Origin of the sequence: Burkholderia sp. MSMB617WGS (assembly GCF_001532025.2) — a bacterium.
Lineage (GTDB): Bacteria > Pseudomonadota > Gammaproteobacteria > Burkholderiales > Burkholderiaceae > Burkholderia > Burkholderia savannae.
The window spans coordinates 2,153,354-2,170,057 of the sequence record NZ_CP013458.1; the positions used below are offsets into that span (position 1 = coordinate 2,153,354).

Below are 16,704 nucleotides of genomic sequence, written 5' to 3' on the forward strand. Positions count from 1 at the left end.
TCCGAAACAACGTATGCCGAACGTTCGCGCCGCGCAATGCGCGCGTTCCGGTTCGCACGCGAGCGACCGATGCCCGCGCGCGTCGCCGCGACTCGCTCACGCGCGCATCGAGATTCAAGACGCCGAATCGAGCGGCTCCACCGTCACGCCGACCGTCAGCACCTGATCCGCGCCGCCGCCGCGGATGACGCCGCGCAGCGGCGTCACGTCCGCGTAGTCGCGGCCGATCGACAGCATCACGTAATCGTCGCCGGGCGCGCGATCGTTGGTCGGATCGAGCTGCAGCCAGCCGCCATCCTCGGGCCACGCCGGATCGTAGACCTCGACCCACGCGTGCGACGCATCCGCGCCGATCAGCCGCGGCTGTCCCGGCGGCGGCTGCGTCAGCAGGTAGCCGCTCACGTAGCGCGCGGCGAGCCCGAGCGAGCGCAGCGCACCGATCATCACGTGCGCGAAGTCCTGGCACACGCCCTTGCGCAGTGCGAGCGCATCGAGCGCGGTCGTGCCGACGTCGGTGCTGCTCGGCGTGTACGCGAAATCGGCGTGGATGCGGCGCATCAGCTCCCACGCGGCCTGCACGAGCGGCCGGCCCGGCGAGAAGCTCGACGCCGCGTACGCGACGAGATCCGGATGGCATTCGACGTGCGGCGAAGCGAACACGAATTCGCTCGCCGGATCGAACGGCCGCCCCGCGCGAAACGTCAGGCGCTCGCGCACCGCTTCCCACGCGCTCGCGCATCCGGCGCGCGGCGCGGCGATCGCGGGCGGCGGCTCGCCGCGCTTGCCCGCCGACAGCGCGGGCGGCGCGACCCGCACGACGCTGCGGCTGCGCACGAACAATTCCTCGTGCGGCTGGTTGATCGCAAACGACGTGCGCTCGTTGCCGAACGAATCGGTGTCGACGACGAGCCCTTCGGCGCGCGGCTCGATCTCGAGCGAGAACTCGAGCACGCGCTGGCGCGGCGTCTCGAGCGGGCGCAAACGCGCCTGATGCTGCGCGGACTCCACGCGCGCCGCGTAGCGATAGCGTGTATCGTGCGTGACGCGCAAGAGCGCGCTGCCTGCCGGCTGCGCGCGCGCAGCCGTCTTGCGCGTGCGTGCGCCCTTCTTCGCGTTCGCCGGCGAATGCGTCGTCATCCCCATAGCGACCTGCCCGCCTCGCGCACATGGCTGAAGTAGCGCTCGCCGATCCGGTTCGACAAGTCCCACACCGCCTTGCTGCATGCGTGCAGGCGCGCGAGCAGCGCCGCGTGGCGGCCGTCGCCGTCCGTCTCGCACAACACGTGCAGCGGCCAGCCGGCGATGTCCGGAATGCCGTCGGCGAGCTCCGACAGCGCATAGCCTTCGCTGCGCTCGACCTTCGACAGCCGGCCGCGCAGCGCCTGCGCGACCCACGCGAGCGAACGCGGATTGTCGGTGTCGAGCACGACGAGCGACAGCAGCGGCGCCACGTCGAAGCAGCGCTGGAACCGCGAGCGAAACGTGATGCCGCTGTCGAACAGCTCGAGCACGAGCTCGAAGCCCTCCTGCTTGTGAATCGCGTCGTCGTCGAACGCGTGGCCTAGCACGCCGCCCAGGAATTCGAGGCGATCGATCTGGCGGCCGATCGACAGCAGGCGCCAGCCGTCGTCGCGCGTCATGTTGTCGGTCTGCGCGCCCGTGATCGCCGACAGCAGCAGATTCAGCCGCTCGAGACGCTGCAGCGCGTCGTTGCCGAGCTGCTCCTCGGGTTCCGTGTCGTCGCCGCCTTCGTCGAACAATTGCGTCGCGTCGTCGATCAGGCGCCATTGCTCGCGCGAGAGCCGCTCCCGAATCGCCGCCGCCGCGCCGCGCATGCCGAACAGGCACGACGCGATCCCCGTCGAGCGGTCCGCTCGATGCGTGAGCGCGAGCGTCAGCGCCTGCTGGAACCCGCGCGGCGCTTCGACGGCCGATGGGGCGTCGGCGGGCAGCAGCCCGTTGTCGCGACACAATGCGTCGAGCAAATGAAGATGCACGGGCGTCTCGACGTCATCCTCGCCGCGCAGCCGCTCGAGCGCCGCGCGCGCGAGCCGCGTGAGGTTCGTCGCGCGCTCGGTGTAGCGGCCGAGCCAGAACAGGTTCTCCGCCGCGCGGCTCGCGATCGCGCGCGAACGCTCCTGCAAGTCGTCGGGGCCGAGATGCGTCTGCAGCAGCGTGGTCGGATCGACCGCGCCTTCGGTCATCACCCATGTGTCGACGCTGCTGCCGCCGCGCGGCATCGGCGCGTTGAACAGCTCGTCGCGCGTGCCGACGCGCGCGAGGCCGCCCGGCAGCACACGCCACGAGCCCGCGCCGTCCGCGAGCGCGAACACGCGCAGCAGCAGCGGCCGCGGCACGATCCGCGCGCCGCCGTCTCCGGCGCCCGCGCCGCCCGCCCAGGTCGGCGCCTGCGACAGCGGCAAGTCCGCCTGAATCGTGTAGTGCGCGGGTTGCGCGGCGATCCGCGCGCGCCATTCGGCGAGTTGCGGCGGCGCGAGCCGCGCGCCGATCACCGGCTCGAACGCGCCGCCCGCCTGCACGCTCGCGGGAAACGTCGGCCTCACGATGCTACGCGCGAGGAGCGGCAGCGCTTCGTCGCACGCGGCTTGCTCGCCGCACCACCACGACGGCACCGCGGGCAGCGACAGCGTTTCGCCGAGCAGGCTCTGCGCGAGGCGCGGCAGGAAGCCGAGGATGCCGGGCGATTCGAGAAAGCCCGAGCCCGGCAGGTTCGCGAGCAGCACGTTGCCCGCGCGCACCGCCTGCATCAGCCCCGGCACGCCGAGCAGCGAATCGGGGCGCAGTTCGAGCGGATCGAGCCATTCGTCGTCGACGCGCCGCAGGATGCCGTGCACGGGCTCGAGCCCGCGCAGCGTCTTCAGGTAGACGCGCTGGTCGCGCGCCGTCAGGTCGCCGCCTTCGACGAGCGTGAGGCCCAGATAGCGCGCGAGATACGCATGCTCGAAATAGGTCGCCGCATGCGGGCCCGGCGTGAGCAGCACGATGCGCGAATTCTTCCGCGCGGGGCTCAGCGCCTGCATGCTCTGCAACAGCGCGCGATAGCTCGCGGCGAGCCGCTGCACATGCAGGCCGCGGAACGCGCGCGGGAAGAGCCGCGACACGATCAGCCGATTCTCCAGAAGATAGCCGAGCCCCGACGGCCCCTGCGTGTGCTGCGCCATCATCCGCCACGCGCCGTCCGGCCCGCGCGCGAGATCGAACGCGACGACGTGCAGCCACGTGCCGCCCGGCGCGCGCGCGCCGCACATCGGCCGCAGGTAGCCGGGATGTCCGGTGACGAGCGCGGGCGGCAGGAGCCCGCGGTGCAGGATCGTCTGCTCTCCGTAGAGATCGGCGAGGATCGCGTTGAGCAGCCGCACGCGCTGGAGCACGCCGCGCTCGATCGTCGCCCAGTCGTCGGGCGCGACAATCAGCGGCAGCAGGTCGAGCGACCACGGCCGCACCGCGCCGCCGCCCGCCGCCCGCTCGTGCGGGTGGTAGGCGAGCCCGTTCTCGCGCATCCGGCGCTGCAGCGCGTCGGCGCGGCGGTCGAGATCGGCGAAGCCGACGCTGCCGAGTTGCATGAAGAATGCGCGCCACGCGGGCGCGAGCGATGCGCTCGACAGCGCGGCCGCACCGCCGCGCAGCTCGTCGTAGCGGCCCGTGACCGCGGGCGCGGCGAGCGCCGCGCCGAGCTCGGCCGCGTCCTGCTGCGAACCCGTGTCGAATAGCGTCTGCATCGCGTCGGCGGCGAGATCGTCGTCGGAGGAAAGTGAAAGCACGATTCGATTCTTCAAAGGCGGGCGGCCCGCGCCGCCGCGAGGCGAACGCCGCCCGCGCGCGGCGCGCGCCGCTCATCGATGTCGAATCCTAACATTCTTGCCCGGCGCGGCACGCCCGCTGCGCCGCGCACGCCCGCCGCGCGCGGCGTTGCCGACACCCTCGCCGCATCGCGCAACCGCTGCGCCGCCCGAATCCGTTCAGCCACGCCGCAAATCCAGCGTGAACGGAAACTCGCGGCTCGGCGCGGCGGGCTCGGCCGTCATCGCGCCCGGCGTGTGTCCCATCGACACGAAGCGCGCGAGCCGCCGGCTTTCCGCTTCGTAAGCGTTCACGGGGAACGTGTCGTAGTTGCGGCCGCCGGGGTGCGCGACGTGATATCGGCAGCCGCCGAGCGAGCGCCGCATCCACGTGTCGACGATGTCGAACGTGAGCGGCGCGTGCACGCCGATCGTCGGATGCAGCGCCGAAGGCGGCGCCCACGCCTTGTAGCGCACGCCGGCGACGTATTCGCCGGCGGTGCCGGTCGGCTGCAGCGGCAGCGCGCGGCCGTTGACGGTCACGACGTAGCGGCTGTCGTTCAGCCCGCTCACGTGGACCTCGAGCCGCTCGAGCGACGAATCGACGTAGCGCACGGTGCCGCCGATCGCCCCTTCCTCGCCCATCACGTGCCACGGCTCGAGCGCGCCGCGCAGCGCGAGCGCGACGCCGCGCACCGCGATCTGCCCGAACAGCGGAAAACGGAATTCGAAGTGCGGCGCGAACCATGCCGGATCGAACGCGAAGCCCGCTTCGCGCATTTCGGTCAGCACGTCGTCGAAATCCATCCTGACGAACGTCGGCAGCAGGAAGCGATCGTGCAACGCGGTGCCCCAGCGCGCAAGAGGAGTCTCATACGGCGCGCGCCAGAAGCGCGCGATCAGCGCGCGCAGCAGCAGTTGCTGGACGACGCTCATCCGCGCGTGCGGCGGCATCTCGAACGCGCGCAGCTCGAGCAGGCCGAGGCGCCCCGTCGCCGAATCCGGCGAATAAAGCTTGTCGATGCAGAATTCGCTGCGGTGCGTGTTGCCCGTCACGTCGATCAGCAGATTGCGCAGCACGCGGTCGACGAGCCACGGCGGCATGTCGTCGCCGTAGCGCAGCTTGTTGCGGCGGATCTCGGCGAACGCGATGTCCAGCTCGTAGACCTGATCGTCGCGCGCCTCATCGACGCGCGGCGCCTGGCTCGTCGGGCCGATGAAGAGCCCCGAGAACAGATAGGACAGCGACGGATGATTGTGCCAATACGCGATCAGGCTCGCGAGCAGGTCGGGACGGCGCAGGAACGGGCTGTCCGCGGGCGTCGCGCCGCCGAGCACGAAGTGATTGCCGCCGCCCGTGCCGACATGCCGGCCGTCGACCATGAACTTCTCGCTCGACAGCCTGGATCGATACGCGGCGTCGTACAGGAATTCGGTGTGCTGAACGAGCTCGTCGAAGTCGTGCGCCGGATGGATGTTCACTTCGATCACGCCGGGATCGGGCGTCACCTGGAGCATCTTCAGGCGCGCGTCGCGCGGCGGCGGATAGCCTTCGAGCACGAGCTTCACGTCGAGCGACTCAGCCGTCAGCTCGACCGTCGTCAGCAGATCGAGATAGTCCTCGAGCGCCGCGACCGGCGGCATGAACACGTAGAGCACGCCATTGCGCACCTCGACGCACAGCGCCGTGCGCGTGATCCATGCGGCGGACTCGAAGCGCTGCGGATAGCGCGCGGAATCGTCTGCCGCGCCCGCCGACGCCGCGCGCGCCCCTTCGCCGACGCGCGCCTGCATCATGGTCCGCGCGTGCGCGGCGAAATCGCGCGCGGCCGCGGCCGGATCGCGCGGCACGTCGTAACCGCCGCCCGCATAGCGCGCGCGCAGCGCGTTCGCGTCCGGCAGCGCGCCCTGCGGCGCGAACGGATCGCGCTCGACGAGATACGGATAATCGCCGCGGCTCACCCACGGCAGCGAATCGAGCGGCAGACGGTAGCCCATCGGAGAATCGCCCGGCACGAGATACATCCGCTCGTCGCGGAAGAACCACGGGCCCGTCTCCCAGCGCGGCCCCGCGAGCGCCGGATTCGGCGCGAGCGGCTTGAGCGGCAGCACGTAACCGATCACGCTGTCGAGCTGCTGCGAGAACACCTTGCGCAGCCGCGCGCGCTCGAGCTCGTCGTCGAGCCGCGCATCGAACGGATCGACGTTCACCGGCAGTTGCCGCTCGCGCCACAGGTAATACCAGACGTCCTCGTAGCCGGGCGTCACGTAATCGCTCGTGATACCGAGGCGCGCCGCGAGCGCGCGGACGAAGCGCTCGGCGTCCGCGGTCGTATGGGCCGACGGCTCGCGCTCGTCGGCGAAGCGCGCCGGATCGCGCCAGACGGGCTCGCCGTCCGCGCGCCAAAACACGGACAGCGCCCAGCGCGGCAACTGCTCGCCCGGATACCACTTGCCCTGGCCGAAGTGCAGGAAGCCGCCCGCGCCGTACTCGGCGCGCAGCTTCTGCACGAGCGACGTCGCATGGCCGCGCTTCGTCGGCCCGAGCGCGTCGGTGTTCCATTCGGCGCCGTCGCGGTCGTCGATCGACACGAACGTCGGCTCGCCGCCCTGCGTGAGGCGCACGTCGCCCGCCTCGAGCTCGGCGTCGACCTGCGCGCCGAGCCGCAACACGTGCCGCCACGCTTCGTCGGTGTACGGCTTCGTCACGCGCGGCGATTCGTAGATGCGCGTGACGCGCATCTCGTGCTCGAACTCGACCTCGCATTCGTCGACGAGCCCCTCGACGGGCGCGGCGCTCGTCGGCTGCGGCGTCGCGGCGAGCGGAATATGGCCCTCGCCCGCGAGCAGTCCGGACGTCGGATCGAAGCCGATCCAGCCCGCGCCCGGCAGGTACACCTCGCACCACGCGTGCAGATCGGTGAAGTCGACCTCGGCGCCGCTCGGGCCGTCGAGCGACTTCACGTCGGGCGTCAGCTGGATCAGATAGCCGGACACGAAGCGCGCGGCGAGACCGAGATGACGACACAACTGCACGAGCAGCCAGCCGCTGTCGCGACACGAGCCCGATGCGAGCGTGAGCGTCTCCTCGGGCGTCTGCACGCCCGGCTCGAGCCGCACGACATAGCGGATGTCACGCTGTAACTGTTGGTTCAGCGCGACGAGGAAGTTCACGGTGCCCGGCGGCGTGCGGTCGATCGATTCGAGATACGAACGAAATGCGTCGGACGCGCTCGTATCGGGATCGCACGCGAGATACGGTGCAAGCTCGCGGCGCAGCGCATCGTCGTAATCGAACGGAAAGGTTTCCGCGCGCTCCTCGAGGAAGAAGTCGAACGGGTTGTAGACCGACATCTCGGCGACGAGATCGATCGCGATCTCGAACGTGCGCGTCTGCTCGGGAAACACGAGCCGCGCCATGTAGTTCGCGAACGGGTCCTGCTGCCAGTTGACGAAGTGCTGCGCGGGCTCGATCTTCATCGAATACGACAGGATCGGCGTGCGGCAATGCGGCGCGGGCCGCAGGCGCACGACTTGCGGCCCGAGGTGGACGAGCCGGTCGTAGCGGTAGCGGGTGACGTGGTGAAGCGCGACGTGAATGGACATGGCGTGGGCCGTTCGTTGCGGTTGCAGGGGCGTCGGGATGAGACGGCGTGGCGGCGCGGGGCGGCGCGAACGCGCCGCCGTCCGTTGCGCCGCGTGGCGGCTCGCGGGCGCGTCAGACGAGTTCCGGGGATTGGATCACGCTGATCTCGACGCCGACCGGCTTCGCGCCGGGACCGTAGACCGGCATCGTGTCGCGATAATCGAGGCCCGCCGCGATCCGCACGTAACGCTCGTCCGGGCAACGGTTCATGAACGGATCGAAGCCGACCCAGCCGAGCCCTTCGATGTACGCCTCGGCCCACGCGTGGCCCGATTGCGGCTGCATCGCGACCGCCGCTTCCTGTATCGCGACGCTCGTCTGGCGCACCGCGTCGCCTGGCGCTTCGTGCGCGCCGTCCGCGTCATGCCGCATCTGCATCGCCTGCTGCGCGACGCCGCTCGCCTGATGCAGCGCTTCGGCGATCCGCTGCATCGAGCCGTCCGTCAGCAAATAGCCCGACACGTAACGCGCCGGAATCTTCAGCGCGCGCGCCGTCGCGACGAACACGTGCGCGTGGTCGCGGCTCGTGCCGACGCCGCTTTGCAGCGCGGTCTCCGCGTCGCGCGGCGCCGCCTGCGCGTTCGGCTCGTAGGCGATCCGGCTGTGCACCTCGGTCATCAGCCAATGCAGCGCATCGAGGCTCTTGTGCTCGATCGGCAGCGCGTCGGCGAGCGCGCGAATCGCGTCGCCCGCGCGCGTGAGGTCGGTCGCGCGCTCGAACACCCACGGCGGCGCATACGAATCGGCGTTGCCGAGGATGCCGGCGCGATCCTGCGTCTCGACGACGCCCGCCGCGATGATCGCGATCTCCGGCTTGTCGCGATCGTGCCGCACGAGGTCGACGCGATTGCCGAGACCATCCGCGTACGTGAGCGTCGGCTCGACGCCGTCGATCGTCACCTGCCAGGCCCTCACGGTCTGGCTCGGGCCGCTTTGCGGGCGCAGCCGCAGGCGCTGCAGCACGTACGCAGCGTGTTCGTCGAATTGGAAGCGCGAGATGTGGCGGATGGCGAGGCGCATGGCTGATCTCAATCGAAGTTGTAGGCTTGGGCGATTTCGATGCCGAGACTGTTGTTCTTGGCGATGAAATCCGTCAGAAACTCGTGCAGCCCGCTCTTGAAGATGCGTTCGACCGTGTTGTCTTCGAGCGACTGCTTGATTTTGGCGGCCGTTTCGTGACAACCGTGCGTGACGCCGTAATCTTTCGCGAGATGCTCGAGGCTCGACACGACGCGTCCGTAGCAATAGCGCAGCGAACGCGGCATCCGTCCGTTCAGGATCAGGTAGTCGGCGATGTTCGTCGGCTTGTATTGCACGTCGTAGACCCAGCGATACGACCGGTGCGCGGCGACGCAGCGCAGGATCGATTCCCACTGATAGTTGTCGAGGATCGTGCCGACGTGCGACACCGACGGCAGCAGCAGGTGATACTTGACGTCGAGAATCCGCGCGGTGTTGTCCGCGCGCTCGATGAACGCGCCGATCTGCGCGAAATCGAAGATCTCGTTGCGCAGCATCGTGCTGTAGAAGCTGCCGAGGATCAGCGCGGTCTCGCGCTTGATCTCGTCGAGGATCGCGGGCAGCGCGCTCGCGCGGATCGGCTGCGCGAGCGCGCGCTTGATCGCGAGCCACGCGCCGTTCACGCTCTCCCACGCCTCGCGCGTGAGCGCCGTGCGCACCATCCGCGCGTTCGAGCGTGCGCATTCGATGCACGACAGCACGCTCGACGAATTGTCGCGATCGCGCAGCAGATAGTCGGCGACCGTGTCGGCCGCATAAGTTTCGTACTTCTGACGATATCCGTCGTCCGCGCCTGAGCTGACGAGCACCGACGACCACTCCGCCGGCGCGTCCGACGTGCGGGTGAGCGCCATCCGCAATCCCGCGTCGACGATCCGCGCGGTGTTCTCCGCTCGCTCGATATAGCGATACATCCAGTAAAGACCGCTTGCTGTGCGTCCGAGAAGCATGTTTGCCGTCCACTCCGATCGTTGTTCGGTGCGGCGCGCCCCTACGCGCGCGCCGCGCGCGCATGCGCCGCCTCGCGCGTGCGTCAGTCGGCGAGCACCCAGGTATCCTTGGTGCCGCCGCCCTGGCTAGAGTTGACGACGAGCGAACCCTCCTTCAACGCGACCCGCGTCAAGCCGCCCGGCGTGATGCGAATCCGGTCGGACACGAGCACGAACGGCCGCAGATCGACGTGGCGCGGCGCGAGGCCCTTCTCCGTCAGGATCGGCGTCGTCGACAGCGCGAGCGTCGGCTGCGCGATGTAGTTCGACGGTTTCGCGCGCAGCTTCGCCGCGAATGCTTCGCGCTCGGCCTTCGACGCGGCCGGGCCGACCAGCATCCCGTAGCCGCCCGAGCCGTGCACCTCCTTCACGACGAGTTCCTCCAGATGCTCGAGCACGTACTTGAGGCTGTCCGCTTCCGCGCAGCGCCAGGTCGGCACGTTCTCGAGCATCGCCCGGCGGCCGGTGTAGAACTCGACGATCTCCGGCATGTACGAGTAGATCGCCTTGTCGTCGGCGATGCCCGTGCCGGGCGCGTTCGCGATCGTCACGTTGCCCGCGCGATAGACGTCCATGATCCCCGCGACGCCCAGCACCGAATCCGGTCGGAAGGTGAGCGGATCGAGGAACGCGTCGTCGAGGCGGCGATACAGCACGTCGATCGGCTTGAAACCTTCGGTCGTGCGCATCGCTACGCGATCGCCTATCACCTGCAGATCGCTTCCTTCGACGAGATGCACGCCCATCTGGTCGGCGAGGAACGCGTGCTCGTAGTACGCGGAGTTGTGAATGCCGGGCGTGAGCACCGCGACGGTGGGGTTGTCCGCGTTGCCGCCGGGCGGGCAGACGGCCGCGAGCGACTGACGCAGCAGTTGCGGATAGGTTTCGACGGGCCGCACCTTCACCTGCTGGAACAGCTCGGGGAAGAGCTGCATCATCGTTTCGCGGTTCTCGAGCATGTACGACACGCCGGACGGCGTGCGCGCATTGTCTTCGAGTACGTAGAACTGATTTTCCGCAGTCCGGACGATGTCGACGCCGATGATGTGCGTGTAAACGTTTCCGGGCGGCCGGAAATCGATCATCTCGGGCAGGAACGCATCGTTGTGCGCGATCAGGTGCTTCGGCACGATCCCCGCGCGGACGATCTCCTGACGGTGATAGATGTCGTCGAGGAACGCATTGAGCGCCATCACGCGCTGCTCGATCCCCTGCGACAGCCGATTCCATTCGTGTCCGGAAATGATCCGGGGCACGATGTCGAAAGGAATCAGCCGCTCGGCGGCCTCGGCGTCGCCATAAACGGCGAACGTGATGCCGGTCTTGCGGAACACGCCCTCGGCGTCATGCGCCTTCTGGGCCAGGCTCGCGGGGTCCTGCGTGTCGAGCCATTGCTTCAAGCGCTCATACGGCGCGCGTACGGTATCGCCGGGTTGCAGCATTTCGTCGAACGGCTTCATCGAAAAGTTCTCCATCCATCATTCACTCGGCATCTCTCCATGCCGAACCGGCGCAATGCGTAGCGAGCAAAGAGCGTGCCTTGTTGGAATCCGTTTCGCGGTTTGATTTGGCACTTTTGCGCGGCACGCCGCACCACGAAGGTGCGGCCGCCAGTTGGCGGCATGCGCCGACTCGGCGCAGCCGGCGTCGCCCGCGTGGCTAGCGTGGCAGATTTCCGGCGTGTCTGTCTATGCGGGCGATCACCCCGGGGGACGGATCGAACCGCCCTCCGGATTTTCTGGATTAACTAGATAGTTAAGAGCCGGAGACGCGACCCGCACGGAGACGACTGCGATTCACGTAATGGACCGGAACGTGAGGCTGAATTGGCGACGCGAATTGGCGACGCCGCCCCCGGCGCCCAAGAAGCGCTCGAGCATTTTGATCATGCACCAACAGAAATCGAATGGACTACGAATAGCCCGGAAGCTTCCTGATTTGCACGAATAGCGAGCGGACGCAGCCGTCGCCTCCGTATCTATCGCGTAAGACAGCAAGTGTGCCTCGGCCCCCCCGGCCTGGAATCCATTCGGCTTCCCGACGGCCGGCAAGACGAGGCGAGGCGTCTCACCGCTCCAAATCGCCGCGCCGGCCGTCGAATTAACCCTACTCGCAAATGAGACTCGTTTGCATTTAAGGCGAAACTATCCGATGATGTGCTCCGTTCATCGACCGATACCGAAGCCTCGACCATGGATGCCATCGCCGCTGCGGCGCCCGCGCGCGCCGCCGTCGCCGCCGTCGCCGCCGCCGCCGACAACCCGCACGGCCTGCTGCGGGGACTGCTTTCGCGCCGTTCCCGCTGGCCGCTGACCGAGCCCGCGCCCGGCCCGCGCGAGCTCGACGCGATCTTCGACGCCGCTCTTTGCGCCCCCGACCACGGCAATCTGCGCCCGTGGCGCTTCGTCGTCATCCGGGGCGCGGCGCGCCACGCGTTCGGCGACCTGCTCGTCGAACTCGCCGATGCGAGAGCGCCCGACGATCCGCCCGGTTCGCACGAGCATCGTCGCGGCAAGGCGCTGGCCGCGCCCCTCATCGTCGCGCTCGGCACCGCGCTGAACCGCACGTCGAAGGTGCCGGAGATCGAGCAGTTGCTCGCCGTCGGCGCGGCCGCGATGAACATGCTCAATGCGATCCATCAGCTTGGCTACGGCGGATTCTGGGCAACGGACGTCGACTCGTACGAGCCGGCGCTGCGCGACGCGCTCGGCTTCGGCCCGAACGAAAGTCTCGTCGGGTTCCTGTTCGTCGGCACGCCGGCAGAGCCCGCGAGCGGCGCACGGCGCCCGGATCGCAGCGCGCACGTGCGCGAATGGCTCGGCCCCGCACGCTGACCGCCGCGCCGATCGACATCGATGCGCGGCCCGCCGATCGCGGGCCGCTCTGAACCCGGAGGTTCCGCCATGCATTTCCCTCATGCCGACACGAGCGGCGCACCACTCGCCGACGCCGACGCCGCATCGCGCGACACCGACGCCGAGCGGGTCGTGCTGACCGCGGTGCGCACCTGGCTGCATCCGTGCGCCGCCGCCGGCGAAGACGCGCGTCGCGGCCGGCGGTCGTGGCGCGACGTACTGGCCGCCGCCGGCCTGCGCGCCGACGGCCTCGTGCACTTCGACATGCTGATGCGCTTCCTGACGTGCGACGCGTGTCATCCGCTCGACACGCACTGCCGCTGCACGAGCGGGCTCGCCAGCGACGAGGCTCGGCTCTTGCAGGCGCTCGCCCATCTGCAATCGACGCGCAGCGAAGCGGCGCTGCGCGCGCTCGCCGACTGGCTGCCGCGCTGCGCGGACAGCGGCGTGCTGAAGATCGCCCGCTGGTTCTCCATCGCACTGCTCGACGCGGGGCTCGCGATCCGCGTTCCCGCGCAGCCCGCCGCCTACGTGCACTGACGAGATCAGTCACGCGCGCGCGGCGAACATGTCGCCGCACAAACGCCCGGTGGCGGCTCGCGCGAATCAAGCACGGCTTCGTCGGGCGCGCGGCGGGCACACGGGTTGCGACGCCCGATGCTCAGCCCGTCACCTGCAACACGAGCCGCGTTTTTCTACGCCCGGCGACGAGCCGCCAAATCGCCGTTCGCAACACGGGCACGGCACGATTCCCCCCGGTCAACCTCCTAAGTTTCGCGGTAACGCTCGCTGCCGGGCACACGATAGGCTGCGGTCTCTTTGCTTGCGGCTTTCTTCCCGGAGCGACTCGAACGGCCGGGGCGGCGGCGCACGTCTCGCGCGCCGGACTCGCACGGATTTCGCCGCGCCTGCCATTTCTGGTAGGCCTGCGAACGCGCGGCGTCATCTACCATCCTGACGGAATCCTCAGAAGAAAGCGCAAGCCTCATATTTCGACATCCAAAACAATCGACGCATCTTTACCACACTGCGGACCGCGAGCTGTGTCATTTCTCACCTGGACTCACTTGGAGGAACGCTACATGAAGTCGCACTTCGATGCGCCGTCATCTCGCCGGCGGGCGCGCGGCGCCGTCACACTCGGTGCCACCGCCACGCTTGCCGCTTCGCTTGCCGCATTGCTCGCGCCCATCGACGATGCAGCCGCGCACGGCGCGGTCGGCTTCCCGATCGCGCGTCAATACCAATGCCGCCTCGAGGGCGGCTATTGGGACCCGCCCAACGGCTCGGGTATCCCGAACAACGATTGCCGCGCCGCCTATCGCGCAGGCAACAATTCGGCTTACCCTTTCACGCAATGGAACGAGGTGTCCGCGAACCCGGTCGGCCAGGGCAACGATCTCGCGCAACTGAAGGCCGCGGTGCCTGACGGCCTGCTGTGCGCGGGCGGCGACACGTCGAAGGCCGGTCTCGACAAGGCGCCGACTGCACTCTGGCGCAAGACGCAACTGACACCACGCAACGGCCACATTGAACTCCTCTGGGAGAACACGACCTCGCACAATCCGGCACGCATGCGCGTGTTCATCTCGAAGCCGTCGTACGATCCGTCGCGACCGCTGCGCTGGGACGACCTGCAGCAGATCTACGAAGCGCCGGCTCCCGCGCCCGTCCCCGCGAACGGCGCGGGCCATCTGCCCGGCTCGATCCAGTCGTTCTACAAGCTCGACGTGACGCTGCCCCCGGGCCGCAGCGGCGACGCCGTGCTGTACAGCTACTGGCAGCGCATCGACGCGGGCAACGAAGGCTTCTTCAACTGCAGCGACGTGACGATCGCCGCGGACGAGAGCGCATCGGGCTTCCCGTGGGTCGCGACGCATGCGTTCGTCGAGCCGGGCGTCGTGCCGCAAGCCGGCCAACAGGTTCGCTTCCGCGTGATGGGCACCGACGCGCGCGGCGCGGAAGTCGTTGACGTGCGGCAGCCGATCACGCCGTACAACACCAATCGCAGCGTGTGGGCGAAGCAGATCGCCGATCAGGTCAACGGCCGCTACGGCAACATCGCGCGAATCGGCGTGCGCTCGGGCAACACGATCTACTTCGACACGACGAACCTGAACGCGAACAAGGTCTGGCTGCAGCCGAACTACAGCAGCGCGCTCGGCGTCGTCGGCGCGAAATAGCGGGCCGCCGTCCGTTCCGGACGGGCGGCCGCGCATCGCCGCAAGCCGGCGCCGCGCAGCCGCCTTACATAGCGTGCTTGCGGATATTCCCTCGATATCCGCATTGGGCGACGCATCTCGATCCTCGATGCGCCGCCTTTTTTTTGGTTCATCGCGGAATTCCGGGGAACGCGGCGCGGATCTTGAGGAAGAAGTACTCCTCGTCACGGTACCCGTAAGCACGACGCTTGATGACCTTGATCGTATTGTTGATGCCTTCAACGATGCTGGTATTGAGCGGATGGCGGCAGCGGGCCACGATTCCGTGCCAGTAACTCTGCAAGCGCTCGGCGAACTTTTGCAAGGCGGCGATCCCGCTTTGCTGAGCCTGTTCGATCCATTGCTCCCAGGCCTTTTCCGCCCAGGCCGGCTTGCGGTAGAACCAGAGCCGTTTGAGTTCGTCGCGCAGCACATAGACGCATAACAGCGACTGATTGGCGGCCAGCAGCTCCTTCAAGTGCACGGCCTGTTCGGGTTTCAGGTTATGACGGTTGCGCAGCAGCAGCCAGCGGCTGGACTTCAGCACCTTCCGCGCCGGCTTGTCATGCCGGAGTTGATTGGCCTGATCCACTCGTACCCGATCGATCACCTCGCGCCCGTACTTGGCCACGACGTGGTACAGGTCGAAGACGATTTCCGCCTGCGGGCACTGTTCCTTGATCTCCAGTTCATAGGCCGTGGTCATGTCGATGGCGACCGCTTCGATGCGCTCGGCCACGCCTTCAGGCAGTTGTTCGAAGAAGGCTCGCGCCGTTTCGCGTGAACGTCCGGGCCCGACCCAGAGCACCTGCCGGCCGATCGGATCAACCACCACCGTGGCGTAGCGATGGCCCTTATGAAGCGCGAACTCGTCCATCGCCAGATAGCGGATCGCCGACCAGTCCGGCTCGGCCACACGCGCTCGCAAGCGCATCTTGTCGATCGATTTGACCGTGTGCCAACCCAAATCGTAAAAGGCCGCTACCGCCTGCACGCTGGCGGCCTGCAGCAGCTTCTCGCAGGCTTTGGCGAACCGCTCCGTCACTCGCTGGTAGCGGCCCAGCCACGCCAGCTTCTCCAGTCGCGGGCCGCCGCAGTGTTCGCACCAGACCCGGCGACGGGGAACGTGCAGCACCACCCGGTATTCGAACAGCGGCAAATCGCGCACTCGACGAACCGTCGTCTCGTGGATCTGCTGGCAGCGTGCACCGCATTGCTCGCAGTACATGACCTTGCTGACCGGCTTCAGATACAGCGATAGCGTGCGCTCTTCTCCTTGTGGCCATTCCACACGTTCCAGCCGATAACCTGTCCAGCAGCCCAGTGCCTGAAGTGCCTTTCGATCGAGCAATTGCTTCCTCCGATATCCTCAAAATCAGGTGTCAGATTATGCAATCGCTCGAAAACCCTCCACGGTTTCCTGCGATGAACCTTTTTTTCGCCCTCTCGCGTCCGGGCCGGCCGGATAGGAAATACCGATTCCGATCATTGAAACAAGCAATTTCACAGAATCGCACCCCATCGCCATACTGGCGCTTCCTGATCACACACCGATTCAAGAGGAAGCGCAAATGCCGATCATCAACAGCCAGATCAAACCGTTCAAGGCCACCGCGTATCACAACGGCGACTTCGTGCAAGTCAGCGACGAGACCCTGAAGGGCAAATGGTCCGTCGTCGTGTTCTATCCGGCCGACTTCACGTTCGTGTGCCCGACGGAGCTGGGCGATCTGGCAGACCGCTACGCCGAATTCCAGAAGCTCGGCGTTGAAATCTACGCGGTGTCGACCGATACGCACTTCACGCACAAGGCATGGCACGACACGTCGGACACGATCTCGAAGATCAAGTATCCGATGATCGGCGATCCGACGCTCGCGATCTCGCGCAACTTCGACGTGCTGATCGAGGAAGAAGGCCTCGCGCTGCGCGGCACGTTCGTGATCAACCCGGAAGGCGAGATCAAGCTGTGCGAGATCCACGACAACGGCATCGGCCGCGACGCGGGCGAGCTGCTGCGCAAGGTCCAGGCCGCGCAGTACGTCGCCGCGCACCCGGGCGAGGTCTGCCCCGCCAAATGGACGCCGGGCGCCGACACGCTCACGCCGTCGCTCGACCTGATCGGCAAGATCTGAAGCCGCGCGGCGGCAGTGCCCGCCGTGCGCGTCAAGCAGGCCGCGTCTCGCAGCGGCC

At 67.9% G+C, this 16,704-nt stretch carries 11 protein-coding genes; 4 read left to right on the plus strand and 7 right to left on the minus strand.

The window, feature by feature from the left end:
• Window positions 1–114: 114 nt before the first annotated feature.
• From WT60_RS30395 to WT60_RS30420, 6 genes are all read right to left on the minus strand, one after another.
• Window positions 115–1,143, minus strand: a complete 1,029-nt coding sequence (locus WT60_RS30395; protein ID WP_059579644.1) for a transglutaminase family protein — start codon at window positions 1,141–1,143, stop codon at window positions 115–117.
• On the minus strand, window positions 1,134–3,740 hold the full coding sequence (locus WT60_RS30400; RefSeq protein WP_231752833.1) for a circularly permuted type 2 ATP-grasp protein: 2,607 nt from the start codon (window positions 3,738–3,740) through the stop codon (window positions 1,134–1,136). The genes WT60_RS30395 and WT60_RS30400 overlap by 10 nt, the downstream gene beginning before the upstream one ends.
• A 240-nt stretch (window positions 3,741–3,980) precedes the next feature.
• Entirely contained in the window at window positions 3,981–7,406 is a 3,426-nt protein-coding gene (locus WT60_RS30405) for a transglutaminase family protein (RefSeq protein WP_038751504.1), read from the minus strand.
• A 112-nt stretch (window positions 7,407–7,518) separates the two neighbouring features.
• Complete coding sequence (locus WT60_RS30410) at window positions 7,519–8,466, minus strand: transglutaminase family protein (protein ID WP_038751506.1); 948 nt, start codon at window positions 8,464–8,466, stop codon at window positions 7,519–7,521.
• An 8-nt stretch (window positions 8,467–8,474) separates the two neighbouring features.
• Window positions 8,475–9,416, minus strand: a complete 942-nt coding sequence (locus WT60_RS30415; RefSeq protein WP_038751509.1) for an alpha-E domain-containing protein — start codon at window positions 9,414–9,416, stop codon at window positions 8,475–8,477.
• Between the two features lie 83 nt (window positions 9,417–9,499).
• The gene (locus tag WT60_RS30420; RefSeq protein ID WP_317135479.1) at window positions 9,500–10,930 is read right to left on the minus strand and encodes a circularly permuted type 2 ATP-grasp protein; all 1,431 of its coding nucleotides are present in this window, start codon (window positions 10,928–10,930) and stop codon (window positions 9,500–9,502) included.
• A gap of 717 nt (window positions 10,931–11,647) precedes the next feature.
• Here WT60_RS30420 and WT60_RS30425 point away from each other — a divergent pair.
• The 3 genes from WT60_RS30425 (at window position 11,648) to WT60_RS30440 (ending at window position 14,493) form a co-directional block, all read left to right on the plus strand.
• Window positions 11,648–12,289 (plus strand): nitroreductase, encoded by a 642-nt coding sequence (locus WT60_RS30425; RefSeq protein ID WP_060356274.1) that lies wholly within the window; start codon window positions 11,648–11,650, stop codon window positions 12,287–12,289.
• A 69-nt stretch (window positions 12,290–12,358) separates the two neighbouring features.
• A complete protein-coding gene (locus tag WT60_RS30430) occupies window positions 12,359–12,850 on the plus strand; it encodes a hypothetical protein (RefSeq protein ID WP_059670656.1) in 492 nt (163 codons plus the stop codon).
• Window positions 12,851–13,392: 542 nt separating this feature from the next.
• Entirely contained in the window at window positions 13,393–14,493 is a 1,101-nt protein-coding gene (locus tag WT60_RS30440; RefSeq protein ID WP_059579707.1) for a lytic polysaccharide monooxygenase, read from the plus strand.
• 148 nt (window positions 14,494–14,641) lie between these two features.
• On the opposite strand, the gene WT60_RS30445 is transcribed toward WT60_RS30440, so the two are convergent.
• Window positions 14,642–15,862, minus strand: a complete 1,221-nt coding sequence (locus tag WT60_RS30445; protein ID WP_100185282.1) for an ISL3 family transposase — start codon at window positions 15,860–15,862, stop codon at window positions 14,642–14,644.
• 220 nt (window positions 15,863–16,082) lie between these two features.
• Here WT60_RS30445 and ahpC point away from each other — a divergent pair, with 220 nt between their 5' ends.
• Entirely contained in the window at window positions 16,083–16,646 is a 564-nt protein-coding gene (gene ahpC / locus WT60_RS30455; protein ID WP_038752835.1) for an alkyl hydroperoxide reductase subunit C, read from the plus strand.
• Window positions 16,647–16,704 lie beyond the last annotated feature (58 nt).